We start from the raw sequence: 15,016 nt of genomic DNA, 5'->3' as shown, positions 1-15,016 counted from the left end.
CGCCGCCGTCCCCGCCGGGGCGAACCCTTTCGCCTGGGGCGGCGGCCTCCGTACTCCCGGCGGGGCCCCCTGCCAGGCGTACCGCGCCCTGGGCGACGGCCCGGGGCTCGTCGGCGGACGGCCGGGAGCCCTGCCCCGGCAGGGCGGGCAGCGGCGGAGCACCAGGCCCGCCCCGAGCGGGAGCGGGGCCGGCACCGGCACCGGCACCGGCACCGGCGGGAGCGGAGCCGGTGATCACCTGGAGGTCCTCGTCCGAGGTGACCACCGGGTGCCAGCCGTGCCGTCCGATGGCCCCCGCCAGCGCCCCCACCATCGCGGGGTCGAACTGCGCCCCCGCGCACCGCTCCAGCTCCGCCAGGGCCACCGCCACCGGCCGGGCCCGGCTGTACGAGCGGGTCGAGGTCATCGCGTCGAAGGCGTCGGCCACCGCCACCACCCGGGCCGGCACCGGGATCTGGTCGCCGGTCAGCCCGTACGGGTAGCCGGAGCCGTCGACCCGCTCGTGGTGGTGCAGGATCGCGGACCGGGCCTCCCCCAGGAAGCCGATGCCGCGCACCATCTCGTGCCCGTACTCGGGATGCAGCTCGATGATCCGGCGCTCCTCGGGGGTGAGCGGCCCGTCCTTGCGCAGCAGCCGGGTCGGGACGCCGAGTTTGCCGACGTCGTGCAGGATCCCGGCGATGCGGACGACTTCGAGGCGGTCCTCGGCCATGCCCAGCTCGCGGGCGATCATCGCGGAGGCCTGGCCGACCCGTTCGCTGTGGCCCCGCGTGTAGCGGTCCTTGATGTCGACGGCCTGGACGAGGGCGCGGATGGTGGCCCGGTGGGCGGCGCGCTCGCGGTGGTACTGGGCGAAGACCCAGCAGGAGATGTACATCGGCAGCAGGACGAGCAGGGCGGCCGGAAGTCCGTACGGGCTGCGCCACATGACCGCCATCATCAGGCCGGCGAGGCCGTGCACGCAGTGCGGGGCGAGGGACCGGGTGAGCAGTCCGCGCCAGGCGGTGGCGGCGGGCCGGCGTTCGGCGGCGGCCAGGATGCCCCCGTCGAGGGCGGTGAGCACCAGGCAGAAGGCGACGGCCGCGGCCGCCGCGGGGACCATCACGTACGGGAAGTCGGCCACCCAGACAGCCGGATCTCCCGGGTCGGGAGGTCCGGATCCTCCGGGTGAGCCCAGTGCGGCCGGGCCCCGCAGCAGCCGGTAGGTCTGCCCCGCGGCCCAGGCGGCTATCGACTGCTGCGCCGCGTGCCACACCCGGCGCACCCAGGCGGGCCGCTGGACCACGGTCCCCGCCAGCCCCCCGGGCAGCGCCACGAGCGCGGCCGCCTCGGGCGGCAGCAGGAAGACGGCGGCCAGCACCACCGGGAAGAAGGAGCCGATGCCCTCGGGCACCCGGCCGGCCGGCAGCGGGAAGACCTTCACCAGCTCACAGCCGAGGTAGAGCGCGGCCAGCAGGGCGACGGCCCCCCAGCGCGTACCGGAATCCGTGAGGGCCGGCGCGACGCACGCGAGGGCCGCGAGGACGGCGCAGAGGATGCAGGCGCGCGCGCCCGGCGGAAGTACCCGCATGGCGCCCTCCTCCCCTGTGCCGTTTCAGCCGGGTACCGAATCAAACCAGCACCGAAGGGGGAGAATAAGTGGGGGCCCGAGCGAAGTGGGCCACATTTTCACATTGCGCCATGCGGACGCCCCCGGATTAGCACCTTCGAGTGAACGAAGGGCCCGTCCGGGGGCGGTGGTTCAGACTTCCGCCGGCCGTCAGCCGGCGGCGGTGTTCTCCGCGGTGATGTCGTGGTCGGGCACGGCCTGCCCCGACCGGATCAGCTCGATCCGGCCCATCACCTTCGAGCGCAGATCCGTCGGCACGTCGTCCGACCCGCAGCAGCGCTTCACGAGCTTCTTCACGGCCTGCTCCAGGCCGTACTTCTCCAGACAGGGGCTGCACTCGCCGAAATGTGTCTCGAACTTCGTGCAGTCGCTGTCGGGCATCTCATGGTCGAGGAACTCATAAAGGTGGTCCAGGACCTCAGAGCAGTCCGTCTCGTGCGGCTCTCCGCAACTCATGAGCCCGAGCCTTTCCGGTCGTTCGACTCTCCCGCGCCGGCGGGCACCAGCCCGCGCTCACGGGCATAGTCCTCCAGCATTCCGCGGAGTTGACGGCGGCCACGGTGCAGTCGCGACATGACCGTACCGATGGGTGTACCCATGATGTCCGCGATCTCCTTGTACGCAAACCCCTCTACGTCGGCAAGGTAAACCGCGATGCGGAACTCCTCCGGAATGGCCTGGAGAGCTTCCTTCACATCGGAATCGGGCAGGTGGTCGAGCGCCTGCGACTCGGCGGAGCGCAGTCCGGTCGACATGTGCGACTCGGCGCGCGCCAGCTGCCAGTCCTCGATCTCCTCCGCCGCACTGCGCTGGGGCTCGCGCTGCTTCTTGCGGTAGGAGTTGATGAAGGTGTTGGTCAGGATGCGGTACAGCCACGCCTTGAGGTTGGTGCCCTCGCGGAACTGGTGGAAGGACGCGTATGCCTTCGCGTACGTCTCCTGGACCAGGTCCTCGGCGTCGGCCGGATTGCGCGTCATGCGCAGCGCGGCCGAGTACATCTGGTCGAGGTAGCCGAGGGCGTCCCGCTCGAAACGCGCATTGCGCTCGGGGGTCGTCTCCTCCGCGTGGCCTTCGTCGGTCCCAGCGACAGGACCCACCTCCTCCGACTGCGTGGCGGCTCCGAAAGCGGATCCGCTCGAATCGGAGAATAGTCGACCATCCCGGCCCTCCGCCGCCCGAAGCGAGCCGCGCCTGGGCCCGGGCAGCACCGTCCAGTCCAGGTCAGCGGCCTGCGGACGGTTGTGGCTGATGACCTGGGTCATGCGCTCCCTCTCCTCCGACGAATTCCGGTGCGTACCGACATCCGGGACAACAGAAGGGCCGTGCGGCGCATTCCCCCAGGACCGGGGGGGGGTTTTCGGCCTGCGCTGGGTCGCAGTGGCCGAAGTGAGTGCCATCACCCGCCGGCGCCGCCGGAATCCGTCAGGTCGCGCCCCTGTCGCGCCCCCGTCGCGTCCTCTCCGCGCCCCCGTCGCGTCCTCTCCGCGCCCCCGTCGCGTCCTCTCCGCGCCCCCGCCATGGTCATACGGGGAGCCCCGCGAGCCACTCCCCCACCGACTCGGTGATCACCGCGAGGGCCTCGTCCTGGGTGAGCCCGGCCTTCTTCGGCACCGCGAAGCCGTGGTCGCCGTACGGGACCTCCACCAGCGTGTGCGGGCCCCGCGGGAACTCCTCCGGGCGCCCGAAGGGATCCCGGCCGCCTTGGACCACCAGGGTGGGCCGCCCGGCGCCGAGCAGCTCCTCGGCGCGGGACTTCTCCGGCTTGCCCGGCGGGTGCAGCGGGAACGCCAGCGCCAGCACCCCGGCCGCGCCCAGCCCGGCGGCGGTCCGGCAGGCCACCCGGGCCCCGGCGCTGCGCCCTCCCGCGACGACCGGCAGCCCGGGCTTCGCGAGCGCGGGCCACAGCGCGCGCCAGCCCTCGTCCAGCACCTTGGGGGCGGCGGCGACCTTCTTCCCGGCGACCCGCCACGGCTGTTCGACGAGGGCCACGGTGATCCCCCGCGCCGGCAGGGCGGCGGCCAGCGCCTGGAGGTCCCGGGCCTCGATGCCGCCGCCCGCGCCGTGGCTCACGGCCAGGACGAGCCTCGCCTGGCGGGCGGTGTGCCAGGTGATACGGGCCTCGCCCGCCGGCGTGTCGACACTCTCGGTACGCGTGGTCATGCCCCCATGGTGCCCGCGCTAGAAGAGCGTTCCCTCCTCCGGCGCGGCCAGCTCCTCCAGCAGCTCCGGCCCGTTGTTCCGTACGTTGCTCGCGGCGGTCGACACCGGGTAGGCCCGCATCAGCCCGCCCGGCGGCGGCGCCAGCAGGTCCCGCAGGGAGCCCTCCGTGTCGGTGTTCGCGGGGGCCAGCCAGGCGTCCCAGCGGTCCGGGGTCAGCATCAGGGGCATCCGCGGGTGGATGTCGGACAGCGAGCGCGGGCCCTCGGCAGGGGCCACGCCCAGCGGCCCGGTCTCGGCCTCGGTGGTGATCACCGAGCAGGTGGCCCACCAGGCGCGGGGATCCGCGTCGGGCACGGTCCGGTCGCGCCAGAACTCGTATATCCCGGCCATGGCGAAGACCGAGCCGTCGGACGGGAGCACGAAATAGGGCTGCTTGCGGGCCCGCTTCTTCTTCCCCTCCACCTCCAGCTGCCGCTCGTCGTGGGCGGTGACCCACTCGTAGTAGCCGTCGGCGGGGATGATGCAGCGGCGCTGCGCGAAGGGGCGGCGGAAGGAGGGCTTCTCGGCCACGGTCTCGGCCCGGGCGTTGATCATCCGGGCGGCGCCCTCGGGGTTCTGGGCCCAGGAAGGCACGAGCCCCCACCTCAGGACGCGCAGCTGGCGAACCGGACGCGGGTCCGGAGCGTCTTTCAGGGGACGGTCGAGGACGACGTGGACCTCCTTCGTCGGCGCCACGTTCCAGTCCGGGGCCAGCGCCTCCTCCGGCTCCCACTTCTCGATGCCGAAGACCTCCACCAGATCCTCGGGCTTGCGACTCGCCGCATACCTTCCGCACATGCGTGCCACACTGCCACGTCACCAGCCCACCACCGCAAGGAGTCCGCCACCTTATGGACAGCAGCACCGCGTCCGGTCTGTGGGACCGGCTGACGGGTATACAGGCAGCGCCCGACCGGTGGCTGGTGATCGCGACCGGGCTCGCCGCGCTGGCCGCCGTCGGCCCCCGCCCGCTGTGGCGGCTGTCGCGCAACGCGATCACCATCGCGCACGAGGGCGGGCACGGCCTGCTGGCGCTGCTGACCGGGAGGCGGCTCGACGGGATACGGCTGCACTCCGACACCAGCGGCGTCACCGTCAGCCGGGGCAAGCCGACCGGGCTCGGGATGATCCTGACCGCCGCCGCCGGATACACGGCGCCCTCGCTGCTCGGGCTCGGCGGGGCGGTGCTGCTGTCGGCTCACCGGATCACCCTGCTGCTGTGGGCGGCGACCGCCCTGCTGGTGGCGATGCTGGTGATGATCCGGAACGTGTACGGGGCCCTGACGGTGGTCCTGACGGGCGCGCTGTTCGTCCTGGTCTCCTGGCTGACGCCGGCCGACGTACAGGCCGTCTTCGCGTACGGGGTGGTGTGGTTCCTGCTCCTGGGCGGGGTCCGGCCGGTCTTCGAGCTCGGGGCCAAGCGCCGGCACGGCGGGGCGCCGGATTCCGACGCCGACCAGCTCGGCCGGCTCACCCACGTGCACCCGGTGGTGTGGCTGCTCTTGTTCCACATCGTCGCGCTGTGCTCGCTGGTGGGCGGCGGGCGTTGGCTTCTCGACCTCTGAGACGGCGCAGCGATCAAGATCCGGGGTCAGGGGAAGCCACTAAAGTGGGGGCCATGACCGAGACCCCCGCGCTCCACGCCCTCTGGCCCGCTCCGCTCGCGGACGGGGCCGTCCACGCCACCGTCACCGTGCCTGGGTCCAAATCGGTCACCAATCGGGCCCTCGTGCTCGCCGCGATCGCCGCCGAGCCGGGCTGGGTACGCCGCCCGCTGCGCTCGCGCGACTCCCAGCTGATGGCGGACGCCCTGCGCGCGCTGGGCGTCGGCATCGAGGAGACCGTCTCCTCCAGCTCCGCCGGTGACGGCGCGGGCGGGGAGGCCTGGCGGATCATCCCGGCGGCCCTGCACGGCCCGACCACCGTGGACGTCGGCAACGCGGGCACGGTCATGCGCTTCCTGCCGCCGGTCGCGACCCTCGCGGACGGCGACATCCGCTTCGACGGCGACCGGCGTTCCTACGAGCGCCCGCTCGGCCAGGTCATCACCGCCCTGCGGACGCTCGGCGCCCGCATCGACGACGACGGCCGGGGCGCGCTGCCCATGACCGTCCAGGGCGGCGGGGCCCTGGAGGGCGGCACGGTCGAGATCGATGCCAGCAACTCCTCGCAGTTCGTCTCCGCGCTGCTGCTCTCCGCCCCGCGCTTCAACCAGGGCATCGAGGTCCGGCACACGGGCGCCACCCTGCCGTCGATGCCGCACATCCGGATGACGGTGGACATGCTGCGCATGGCGGGTGCGCAGGTGGACACTCCGGAGTCGGGCGGCGAGAAGAACGTCTGGCGGGTCGCTCCCAGCGCACTGCTCGGCCGGGACCTGGTCGTGGAGCCGGACCTCTCGAACGCGCAGCCCTTCCTGGCCGCCGCCATGATCACCGGTGGCACGGTCACCATCCCCGACTGGCCCGAGCACACCACCCAGCCCGGTGACATGCTTCGGGAGATCTTCACCGCGATGGGCGGCTCCTGCGAGCTGACCGACGCGGGCCTGGTCTTCACCGGCACCGGCCGGATCACCGGCATCGACGCCGACCTGAGCGAGGTCGGCGAGCTCACCCCGGGCATCGCGGCGGTCGCGGCGCTGGCCGACTCCCCGTCCACCCTGCGCGGGGTGGCGCACCTGCGGCTGCACGAGACGGACCGGCTGGCCGCGCTGACCGCCGAGATCAACGGCCTCGGCGGCGATGTCACCGAGACCGCGGACGGCCTGCACATCCGCCCGCGCCCGCTGCACGGCGGCACCTTCCACACGTACGACGACCACCGCATGGCCACGGCGGGCGCGGTGATCGGCCTGGCCGTGAAGGGCGTGCGGATCGAGAACGTGGCGACGACCGCGAAGACCCTGCCGGACTTCCCGAAGATGTGGACAGACATGCTCACGGGAGCGGGAGCGTAGGGCCGTCATGCGCAGGTACGGCAAGCACACCGACGAGGACGACATCCGGCAGCGCCCCAACCCCAAGGGCAACCGGCCCCGGACCAGCATCCGGCCCAAGCACGAGGACGCCTCCGAGGGCTTCGTCCTCACCGTCGACCGGGGGCGGCTGACCTGCCTGGTCGAGGACCGCACCGTCCACGCGATGAAGTCCAGGGAGCTGGGCCGCAAGGCGGCGGTGGTCGGCGACCGGGTCTGGATCGTCGGGGACCTGTCCGGCAAGAAGGACACCCTCGCCCGGATCGTGCGGATCGAGGAGCGCAAGTCCGTCCTGCGCCGCACCGCCGACGACGACGACCCGTACGAGCGGGTGGTCGTGGCCAACGCGGACCAGCTGGCCATCGTCACGGCCCTGGCCGACCCCGAGCCGCGGCCCCGGATGATCGACCGCTGCCTGGTCGCGGCGTACGACGCCGGCCTGGAGCCGCTTCTGGTGCTCACCAAGTCCGACCTGACCTCCGCGGACAAGATCCTGGAGATCTACTCGACGCTCGGCGTGAACTACGTCGTGACCAACCGCGAGGAGCTCGCGACGGGCGACGCGGCCGACAAGGTGCGCGAGCGCCTGGAGGGCCGGATCACCGCCTTCGTCGGCCACTCGGGTGTCGGCAAGACCACCCTGGTCAACTCCCTGGTGGCGCCGGACCGCAAGCGGGCGACCGGCGTGGTCAACGCGGTCACCGGCCGCGGCCGGCACACCACCACCTCGGCGCTGGCGCTGCCGCTGCCCGGGATGGACGGCTGGGTCATCGACACCCCGGGCGTGCGCTCCTTCGGCCTGCACCACGTGGACCCGTCCCGGGTGATCCTGGCCTTCCCGGACCTGGTGCCGGGTACGGAGGGGTGCCCGCGGGCGTGCAGCCACGACGAGCCGGACTGTGCGCTCGACAAGTGGGCGGAGGACGGCCACGCGGATCCGGCGCGGCTGTATTCGCTGCGGCGGCTGCTGGAGACCCGCGAGCGCCGCGAAGGCGACTGAATCTTCGCGCGGTCCGGCCTTCGGGCGGTCGGGCCTTCAGGCGGCCGGGCGGGGTTTACTCGTGTTCGTCGAAGGTCATGCCTGGATAACTGCACAATCGCACCAAGTGACGCGTGGTCACGTGACGCGGGGAGGCATTCGACATGGCGTGGCTGCTCGTCGTGGTCGCGGGATTCCTGGAGACCGGTTTCGCGGTCTGCCTGAAGCTGTCCCACGGTTTCACCCGGCTGTGGCCCACCGTCGCCTTCGCGTGCTTCGCGCTCGGCAGCTTCGGGCTGCTGACGCTGGCCCTCAAGAAGCTGGACGTGGGCCCGGCCTACGCGGTGTGGACCGGCATCGGTGCGGCCGGGACGGCGATCTACGGCATGGTCTTCCTGGGGGACCTGGTCTCCACCCTGAAGCTCGTCTCGATCTCCCTGGTGATCCTCGGGGTCATCGGGCTCCAGCTGTCCGGGTCTGCCCACTGAGCAGCCGGAGCAGCTCTCCCGCCCCCGGCTCCTCGCCCGGGGCGACCACGTAGGACAGGGCGAGCCGTACGGCGAGCTCGCAGCGCTGTACGCCTTCCCCGGGCGGCAGTGCGGCGGCCGCCCGGTCGCGCACGGCGCGGGCCAGCTCGCCCGGTCCGGGCGCCCGGACGCCCGCGGCGGGCAGGGCCGCGTCCCAGAACCCGGTGAGCAGGGCCCGTACGAGGGGGTGGGCGCGGGCCGCCCGTACGGTCCACTCGGCGACCGCGGCGAGGCGCTCGGCGGCCTGCGCCGGGACGGACAGGGCCCGGTCGACGCCTTCCAGGTAGCGTTCGGCCTCGCGCTGGACCAGGGCGCGGCCCAGGCCCGCCTTGCCGCCGAACTCGTTGTAGAGGGTCTGCCGGGACACCCCGGCGGCAGCCGCCACCTCGACCATCCGCACGGCAGGCCAGGGGCGCGCCGAGAGCGCCGCTCCCGCCGCCTCCAGCAAGGACTCCCGGGCTGCCGGCATCGTCACGCCTCCCCGATTGGCTCCCCGCCAGAGTTGACGGGGCGACAGATCCTGTCAAGGGCGCCTCCCGGCCGCACTGTGGACGTCGTTGGTCGGGGTCCTGGAGTCTCGATACTGTTCGGGCATGCCCGAGTATGACGATGACCTGCGCCTTGCCCTCGAACTCGCCGACGCGGCGGACGCCGCCACGATGGAGCGGTTCCGCGCCCTCGACCTGAAGGTCGAGACGAAGCCGGACATGACCCCGGTGAGCGAGGCCGACAAGGCCGCCGAGGAGATCATCCGCGCGGGCATCGAGGCCGCGCGCCCCGACGACGCCGTCCTGGGCGAGGAGTACGGCCTGAAGGGCAGCGGCCCGCGCCGCTGGGTCGTGGACCCGATCGACGGTACGAAGAACTACGTGCGCGGGGTCCCCGTCTGGGCGACCCTGATCTCCCTGATGGCCGAGGGCGCCGACGGGGTCTTCCGCCCGGTGGTCGGCGTGGTGTCCGCGCCGGCGCTCGGCCGGCGCTGGTGGGCGGCGCAGGGCGGGGGCGCGTACGCGGGCGGCGTGCTCGGCGAGACCGCGGCGATCGGCGTGTCGAAGGTGGGCACGCTGGGCGACGCCTCCTTCGCGTACTCCTCGCTGAGCGGCTGGGAGGAGCAGGGCCGGCTCCCCGGATTCCTGGACCTGACCCGCGCGTGCTGGCGTACGCGCGGCTACGGCGACTTCTGGCCGTACATGATGGTCGCGGAGGGCTCGCTGGACCTGTGCGCCGAGCCGGAGCTGAACCTCTGGGACATGGCGGCCATCGCGGTCGTGGTCCAGGAGGCGGGCGGCCGGTTCACCAGCCTGGACGGGGTGGACGGGGTCCACGGCGGGAACGCGGCGGCGTCCAACGGGCTGCTCCACGAGGAGATGCTGGACCTGCTCCGCCCGCGCACCTGACCGACCGTATGAGCTGAGCGCGCCCCCTTGATGACGCTTCGTGTCCATGGGAATCTGAGACTCCCCACGCTTGTGCGCTTGTGAATTCCTTCTCAAGGAGGCGTCCGCGGGCGCACCCACCCAAGCGGGGGGCTCACCCCAGGAGGTGGCTCTCTTCATGCTCGTCCGTGACGCAATGAGCACCGTGATCCTCACCCTCGGCCCCGCTCACACCCTCCGGCAGGCGGCCTGCCTGATGTCCGGCCGGCGCGTCGGCGCGGCCGTCGTACTCGATCCCGACCACAGCGGCATCGGCATCCTGACCGAGCGCGACATCCTCAACTCGATCGGCGCGGGCCACGATCCCGACCGTGAGTCCGTGGGCGCGCACACCACCAACAACGTGGTGTTCTGCACCCCCGACGCCACCGTGCAGGAGGCCGCCGAGGCGATGGCCCACGGCGGCTTCCGGCATCTGATCGTCCTGGAGCACGGCGGCCCGGTGGGCATCGTCTCCGTACGCGACGTCATCCGCTGCTGGGCGCCGACGCGGCGCGCGGTCTCCGCGTAGCGGCTGCGGCCCGCTCCGGATACGACGACGGGCCGGAACCCTCCGAGGAGGATTCCGGCCCGTCGTCTTGCTACGGCAAGCGATCCGTATCAGCCGCGAAGGGCCTGGACCGCGGCGTCGAGCCGCTTGCCGAAGTCGCCGTCCGCCTGGCGGAAGTTGTTGATCGCCCGCTCGACGATGTCGTCACGGGAGACCTTGGCGATGAAGCCGGACAGGTTCTCGATCAGACGGGACTTCTCGTCCTCCGAGTACAGGCGGTAGAGGTTGCCCGCCTGGACGAAGTCGTTGTCCTCGCTGTGCACGGGGGCGGCGTGGTTGCCCGTGCCACCGGTGACGTCGATGGGCTGCCACAGCGGGCGGTCCGTCTGGTGCGGGCCGCCGAAGCTGTTCGGCTCGTAGTTCTTCGCACCCTTGTGGCGGCCGTCGTACAGGTAGCCGTCACGGGAGTTGGTGCGCGCCTCGGTGGCGTGCGGGCGGTTCACCGGCAGGTGGTCGGCGTTGATGCCGACGCGGTAGCGGTGGGCGTCGCCGTAGCCGAAGAGGCGGCCCTGGAGCATCTTGTCCGGGGACGGACCGATACCGGGGACGAAATGGGCCGGACTGAATATGCTCTGCTCGACCTCGGCGAAGACGTTCTCGGGGTTGCGGTTGAGCTCCAGCTTGCCGATCTCGATCGGCGGGTAGTCCGCGTGCGGCCACACCTTGGTGAGGTCGAACGGGTTGAAGCGGTATCCGGCCGCCTCGGCCGCCGGCATGATCTGGACCTGCACGGTCCAGGACGGGAAGTCGCCGCGCTCGATGGCCTCGCGCAGGTCGCGCTGGTGGCTGTCGGGGTCCTCACCGGCAAGCTTGTTGGCCTCGGCCTGGGTGAGGTTCTTGATGCCCTGGTCGGTCTTGAAGTGGTACTTGACCCAGAAGACCTCGCCGGCCTCGTTGTTCCACTGGAACGTGTGCGAGCCGAACCCGTTCATGTGGCGGTAGGACGCCGGGATGCCGCGGTCACCGAACAGCCAGGTCACCTGGTGGGTGGACTCGGGCGACAGACCCCAGAAGTCCCAGACGTTGTCCGCCTCCTGCGAGCCGGTGTACGGGTCGCGCTTCTGGGTGTGGATGAAGTCCGGGAACTTGATGGCGTCCTTGATGAAGAACACCGGGGTGTTGTTGCCGACGAGGTCGTAGTTGCCCTCTTCGGTGTAGAACTTCAGCGCCCAGCCGCGGGGGTCGCGCACGGCGTCGGCCGAACCGAGGTTGCCCGCGACGGTGGAGAAGCGCAGGAAGGTCTCGGTCTGCTTGCCGACCTCGGAGAGGAACTTGGCGCGGGTCCACTGCGAGACGTCGCGGGTCAGCGTGAAGGTGCCGTAGGCGCCGGCGCCGCGGGCGTGCACCACGCGCTCCGGGATGCGCTCGCGGTTGAAGTGCGCGAGCTTCTCGAGCAGGAGCTGGTCCTGAACCAGAACGGGGCCGCCGAGGCCGGCGGTCTCGCTGTTCTGGTTGTCGGCGACCGGGGCCCCGGCCTCCGTGGTGAGCGGTCCCTGCGTCACGTGCGCCTCCTGCGTTACCTGCATGTCCTGTCTTGGCGTGTGCCGTAACCGATCCTACGATAGACTTTGTCTAAGTCAAGTGAGCATCTAAATCCGCACCGGTTCGGGAGTTACACCGAATCCCCTCGCTGTTAGGCTGGTGTCCATGAGTGACCTGCTGGAACGACTTCGCGGACGCGGCTGGCGCATGACGGCACAGCGACGCGTCGTGGCCGAGGTGCTCGACGGTGACCACGTTCACCTGACGGCCGACGAGGTGCACGCGCGCGCCGTGGCCAAGCTGCCCGAGATCTCGCGCGCCACCGTCTACAACACGCTGGGTGAGCTCGTCACGCTGGGCGAGGTCCTGGAAGTCTCCACGGACCGCCGCGCCAAGCGGTACGACCCGAACGCCCACCGCCCCCACCAACACCTGGTCTGCGCCCAGTGCGGCGCGATCCGCGACGTCCACCCGGCCGGCAACCCGCTGGCCGACCTGCCGGACACGGAGCGCTTCGGCTTCGTGGTGTCGGCGGTCGAGGTGACGTACCGCGGGGTCTGCCCGAACTGCGCGGCCGCGTAGCGGACCAAACGAGGGAAGGACCCGGGAACACTGCTCCCGGGTCCTTCCCGTCTTTCGTTCATCTTCTTCGCCGAAACGGCTGAAGGCCCGGATCCAGAGGATCCGGGCCTTCAGCCTTCAGTAGCGGGGACAGGATTTGAACCTGCGACCTCTGGGTTATGAGCCCAGCGAGCTACCGAGCTGCTCCACCCCGCGTCGGTAAACCTGACTTTACGTGAGGCCCCCCGGCAGATGCAAATCGCTTAACCGGCCGGCCCTCGCAGGAGCAGCGCGGTCGGGGTGTCGACCACCTCGTCGTCGTCCAGAGCCGCCCCACCGGTCATGGCCTCCGTAGCCGGGCATCGAGATCATCGATGTGAGGCGCAGGGCCGGGGCGGAGCCCCGGATCCTTGAGCCGCACCCGCCCAGCCACACCGGCCACATTCCAGCCCCGCCGGCGTTTGAGGCGCGGGGTCCGGTGCAGCGCCCCGGGGAGCGGCGCCGCACCCGCACGCCGCGAAGCCCCCGGCACGGGTCAGGCGGAGAGCTCCTCCGCCAGCGCCTCCCGCAGCCGCGCCGCCCGCTCCGAAACCTCCTCCGGCCCCAACTCCATCGCCCGGACGCACCACTTCTGGCCCTCCGCGAGGTCCCCGTGGCGCGCCGCCAGCAGCCCCAGCCGCAGGGCGGCGCGCCCGTGGCCCGCCACCGCCGCCCGCGTCCACCACAGCGCTGCCTCCGGCTCGCTCCCCTCGCGGGCCAGCAGCAGCCCCAGGTTGAACGCCCCGTTCCGGGACCCGGCCTCGGCCGCCTCCCGGTACCACCGCGCGGCGGCCGCCAGGTCACCCCGGGCGGCGGCCAGCATGCCGACCCGCACCTGGGCACGCCGGTGCCCCAGCTCGGCGGCCCGCTCGTACCACTCCTCGCTCTCGGTCCGCGGCGCGCCGCCCGCCGGCTCGCCCAGCGCCACCGGCTCCGGCGGCGGGGCCAGCGACTCCAGCAGCGAGGCCAGCCGGAAGGCCGCCTCCGCGCTGCCGCCGCCCGCCGCGCACCGCAGGTGCCGCTCGGCGGCCCGCTCCTCGCCGTCCCGGACCAGCGCGATGCCGACCTGGAGCGCGGCGTCGGTGTGTCCCGCCGACGCGGCCCGCTCGTACCACTTCAGCGCCGTGCGGTCCTCGTCCCGGCTGGCGAAGAGGATCCCGAGGTTGAAGGCGGCGTCCACGCTGCCCGCCTCCGCGGCCTTCGAGAACCACGGCTCCGCGCCCGCCGCGTCCCCGCCCTGGAGGAGCAGGATGGCCAGCGCGTTGGCCGCCTCGCGGTGACCCGCGTAGGCGGCCCGCCGGTACCACTGCTCGGCCTGCGCGGTCCGGTCCTGTGCGACGCACAGCAAAGCAAGGTTGTACGCCCCGTTCTGGTCGCCCGCGTCCATGGCGGTCCGGTACCAGCGCTCCGCGGTCTGCGTCTCCCCCCGGGCGGCGTGCAGCGCGCCCAGCGCGTTCGCGGCGTTGCCGTCCCCGTCCTGGGCGGCCCGGTGCCACCAGGCGGCCGCACTGTCCTCGTCGCCGGCGTCGCGCAGCAGGAAGCCGAGGGCGCAGGCCGCTCGGGCCTCGCCCTGCTTGGCGGAGGTCAGGTACCAGCGCCCCGCCTCCTTGAGCTCCCCGCGGGCCTCCAGCAGCGCGCCCAGGTGCAGCGCGGCACGCCGGTGGCCGCGCGCGGCGGCCTGCCGGTACCACTGCTCGGCCTCGGCGGGGTCGCCCTTCCGCAGGTGCCTGGCCAGCCGGTACGCCGCTTCGCGGTGCCCCTGCTCGGCCGCGGCCCGGAACCAGCGCTCGACCCCCTTGTCCCCGCGGTGTTCCAGCAGGTCGGCCAGTCCGTACGCGCCCAGGGCATGGCCGGATTGCGCCGCCTGGCGGAGCCAGTACTCGGCGGCCGGCTCGTCCCCGCGCTCGCGGAAGTGACGGCCCAGGGCGTGCGCGGCGGGCGCGGATCCGGCGACGGCGGCGACCCGCCACCAGCCGGCGGCCTCCTCGGGATAGCCCCGCTGGTGCAGCAGTACGCCCAGGTTGTTCGCGGCGGCGCGGTCCCCTTCCGCGGTGGCGCCGCGCAGGTACGGCTCGGCTCCGGCCAGGTCGCCGCGGCGCAGCAGCAGCGCCCCGAGCACGCTCATGGCGCCCGGGTCGCCCTTGTCGGCGGCCACGCGGTGGCGTGCCTCCAGCTCGGCGTCGCTCGCCGCGTCGGTCTCGGCGAACATGTCTTCCGCGCTGTGCTTGTCCAAGAAGTCCGCATCGGTCAGTGCGGTCTGCGCGTTGTCAGCACGAGCCATCCCACCGGCTCCCGTACCCGACTCGGCTTCTGCCCTCGCAAACCGCCCTGTCTCCAGCAGAGTTGACCTGTCCCCCATATATCCCATCGTCGCATCACCTGCTACCCGCGTACACCTGGTATGTCGCAGCCAGTGAGGTCACTACAGCGTTTTGTCGACATGCCCATAGAGAGTCAAGTCAAACACGCTCCCGCCCCAACTCACCCGTCTCAGCTACCGCGTGTCCGCCACCGGACATGACGAAGGCCCGGATCCCATTGGATCCGGGCCTTCATCTTCAGTAGCGGGGACAGGATTTGAACCTGCGACCTCTGGGTTATGAGCCCAGCGAGCTACCGAGCTGCTCCACCCCGCGTCGGTGAAACCACAGTATCAC

The 15,016-nt window shown here is 72.2% G+C and carries 15 protein-coding genes and 2 tRNA genes; 7 read left to right on the top strand and 10 right to left on the bottom strand.

The window, feature by feature from the left end; translation table 11 throughout:
- From J7E94_RS08095 to J7E94_RS08075, 5 genes are all read right to left on the bottom strand, one after another.
- The coding region (locus tag J7E94_RS08095) for an HD-GYP domain-containing protein (RefSeq protein WP_251056316.1) at positions 1-1,570 on the bottom strand (1,570 nt) is incomplete at its 3' end.
- Positions 1,571-1,759: 189 nt separating this feature from the next.
- The gene (gene rsrA / locus J7E94_RS08090) at positions 1,760-2,065 is read right to left on the bottom strand and encodes a mycothiol system anti-sigma-R factor (RefSeq protein WP_215013623.1); all 306 of its coding nucleotides are present in this window, start codon (positions 2,063-2,065) and stop codon (positions 1,760-1,762) included.
- Entirely contained in the window at positions 2,062-2,706 is a 645-nt protein-coding gene (locus tag J7E94_RS08085) for a sigma-70 family RNA polymerase sigma factor (protein ID WP_030709911.1), read from the bottom strand. The genes rsrA and J7E94_RS08085 overlap by 4 nt, the downstream gene beginning before the upstream one ends.
- A gap of 424 nt (positions 2,707-3,130) precedes the next feature.
- Positions 3,131-3,769, bottom strand: coding sequence for an alpha/beta family hydrolase (locus J7E94_RS08080; RefSeq protein ID WP_215013621.1), 639 nt, complete (start codon positions 3,767-3,769; stop codon positions 3,131-3,133).
- Positions 3,770-3,787: 18 nt separating this feature from the next.
- A complete protein-coding gene (locus J7E94_RS08075; RefSeq protein ID WP_215013619.1) occupies positions 3,788-4,606 on the bottom strand; it encodes an SOS response-associated peptidase in 819 nt (272 codons plus the stop codon).
- Between the two features lie 53 nt (positions 4,607-4,659).
- Between J7E94_RS08075 and J7E94_RS08070 the strand changes: the two genes are divergently transcribed.
- From J7E94_RS08070 to J7E94_RS08055, 4 genes are all read left to right on the top strand, one after another.
- Positions 4,660-5,373: a M50 family metallopeptidase gene (locus tag J7E94_RS08070; RefSeq protein WP_215013617.1), complete on the top strand. Its 714-nt coding sequence runs from the start codon at positions 4,660-4,662 to the stop codon at positions 5,371-5,373.
- A gap of 53 nt (positions 5,374-5,426) precedes the next feature.
- A complete protein-coding gene (gene aroA / locus J7E94_RS08065; protein WP_215013615.1) occupies positions 5,427-6,767 on the top strand; it encodes a 3-phosphoshikimate 1-carboxyvinyltransferase in 1,341 nt (446 codons plus the stop codon).
- A 7-nt stretch (positions 6,768-6,774) separates the two neighbouring features.
- A complete protein-coding gene (gene rsgA, locus J7E94_RS08060; protein ID WP_215013614.1) occupies positions 6,775-7,785 on the top strand; it encodes a ribosome small subunit-dependent GTPase A in 1,011 nt (336 codons plus the stop codon).
- Between the two features lie 143 nt (positions 7,786-7,928).
- Positions 7,929-8,252, top strand: a complete 324-nt coding sequence (locus tag J7E94_RS08055) for a multidrug efflux SMR transporter (protein WP_215013613.1) — start codon at positions 7,929-7,931, stop codon at positions 8,250-8,252.
- On the opposite strand, the gene J7E94_RS08050 is transcribed toward J7E94_RS08055, so the two are convergent.
- Complete coding sequence (locus J7E94_RS08050; RefSeq protein ID WP_215013627.1) at positions 8,218-8,760, bottom strand: TetR/AcrR family transcriptional regulator; 543 nt, start codon at positions 8,758-8,760, stop codon at positions 8,218-8,220. The genes J7E94_RS08055 and J7E94_RS08050 overlap by 35 nt on opposite strands.
- 124 nt (positions 8,761-8,884) lie before the next feature.
- On the opposite strand from J7E94_RS08050, the gene hisN reads away from it, so the two are divergent.
- Together hisN and J7E94_RS08040 are read left to right on the top strand one after the other, a co-directional pair.
- Positions 8,885-9,688 (top strand): histidinol-phosphatase, encoded by an 804-nt coding sequence (gene hisN, locus J7E94_RS08045; RefSeq protein WP_215013612.1) that lies wholly within the window; start codon positions 8,885-8,887, stop codon positions 9,686-9,688.
- A gap of 157 nt (positions 9,689-9,845) precedes the next feature.
- Positions 9,846-10,238: a cyclic nucleotide-binding/CBS domain-containing protein gene (locus tag J7E94_RS08040; RefSeq protein ID WP_215013611.1), complete on the top strand. Its 393-nt coding sequence runs from the start codon at positions 9,846-9,848 to the stop codon at positions 10,236-10,238.
- A gap of 89 nt (positions 10,239-10,327) precedes the next feature.
- On the opposite strand, the gene J7E94_RS08035 is transcribed toward J7E94_RS08040, so the two are convergent.
- Positions 10,328-11,803 (bottom strand): catalase, encoded by a 1,476-nt coding sequence (locus J7E94_RS08035; protein ID WP_251056314.1) that lies wholly within the window; start codon positions 11,801-11,803, stop codon positions 10,328-10,330.
- Positions 11,804-11,924: 121 nt separating this feature from the next.
- Between J7E94_RS08035 and J7E94_RS08030 the strand changes: the two genes are divergently transcribed.
- Positions 11,925-12,341: a Fur family transcriptional regulator gene (locus J7E94_RS08030; RefSeq protein WP_031144892.1), complete on the top strand. Its 417-nt coding sequence runs from the start codon at positions 11,925-11,927 to the stop codon at positions 12,339-12,341.
- A 121-nt stretch (positions 12,342-12,462) separates the two neighbouring features.
- On the opposite strand, the gene J7E94_RS08025 is transcribed toward J7E94_RS08030, so the two are convergent.
- The 3 genes from J7E94_RS08025 to J7E94_RS08015 form a co-directional block, all read right to left on the bottom strand.
- Positions 12,463-12,536: transfer RNA gene (locus J7E94_RS08025), tRNA-Met, on the bottom strand.
- Between the two features lie 319 nt (positions 12,537-12,855).
- The gene (locus J7E94_RS08020) at positions 12,856-14,568 is read right to left on the bottom strand and encodes a tetratricopeptide repeat protein (protein ID WP_374224403.1); all 1,713 of its coding nucleotides are present in this window, start codon (positions 14,566-14,568) and stop codon (positions 12,856-12,858) included.
- Between the two features lie 353 nt (positions 14,569-14,921).
- Positions 14,922-14,995, bottom strand: a tRNA-Met gene (locus tag J7E94_RS08015).
- Positions 14,996-15,016 lie beyond the last annotated feature (21 nt).

This window comes from Streptomyces sp. ISL-94 (genome assembly GCF_018614075.1).
In the GTDB taxonomy this organism is placed as follows: Bacteria; Actinomycetota; Actinomycetes; order Streptomycetales; family Streptomycetaceae; genus Streptomyces.
Note: the sequence above shows the minus strand (reverse complement) of the source record. Positions and strands in the feature narration are given on the sequence as shown.

Excerpts from the sequence above, each read along its gene's own strand:
- rsrA (WP_215013623.1), bottom strand. The coding sequence starts at position 2,065 with ATGAGTTGCGGAGAGCCGCACGAGACGGACTGCTCTGAGGTCCTGGAC.
- J7E94_RS08080 (WP_215013621.1), bottom strand. The coding sequence starts at position 3,769 with ATGACCACGCGTACCGAGAGTGTCGACACGCCGGCGGGCGAGGCCCGT.
- J7E94_RS08075 (WP_215013619.1), bottom strand. The coding sequence starts at position 4,606 with ATGTGCGGAAGGTATGCGGCGAGTCGCAAGCCCGAGGATCTGGTGGAG.
- J7E94_RS08070 (WP_215013617.1), top strand. The coding sequence starts at position 4,660 with ATGGACAGCAGCACCGCGTCCGGTCTGTGGGACCGGCTGACGGGTATA.
- aroA (WP_215013615.1), top strand. The coding sequence starts at position 5,427 with ATGACCGAGACCCCCGCGCTCCACGCCCTCTGGCCCGCTCCGCTCGCG.
- rsgA (WP_215013614.1), top strand. The coding sequence starts at position 6,775 with ATGCGCAGGTACGGCAAGCACACCGACGAGGACGACATCCGGCAGCGC.
- J7E94_RS08055 (WP_215013613.1), top strand. The coding sequence starts at position 7,929 with ATGGCGTGGCTGCTCGTCGTGGTCGCGGGATTCCTGGAGACCGGTTTC.
- J7E94_RS08050 (WP_215013627.1), bottom strand. The coding sequence starts at position 8,760 with ATGCCGGCAGCCCGGGAGTCCTTGCTGGAGGCGGCGGGAGCGGCGCTC.
- hisN (WP_215013612.1), top strand. The coding sequence starts at position 8,885 with ATGCCCGAGTATGACGATGACCTGCGCCTTGCCCTCGAACTCGCCGAC.
- J7E94_RS08040 (WP_215013611.1), top strand. The coding sequence starts at position 9,846 with ATGCTCGTCCGTGACGCAATGAGCACCGTGATCCTCACCCTCGGCCCC.
- J7E94_RS08035 (WP_251056314.1), bottom strand. The coding sequence starts at position 11,803 with ATGCAGGTAACGCAGGAGGCGCACGTGACGCAGGGACCGCTCACCACG.
- J7E94_RS08030 (WP_031144892.1), top strand. The coding sequence starts at position 11,925 with ATGAGTGACCTGCTGGAACGACTTCGCGGACGCGGCTGGCGCATGACG.
- J7E94_RS08020 (WP_374224403.1), bottom strand. The coding sequence starts at position 14,568 with ATGTTCGCCGAGACCGACGCGGCGAGCGACGCCGAGCTGGAGGCACGC.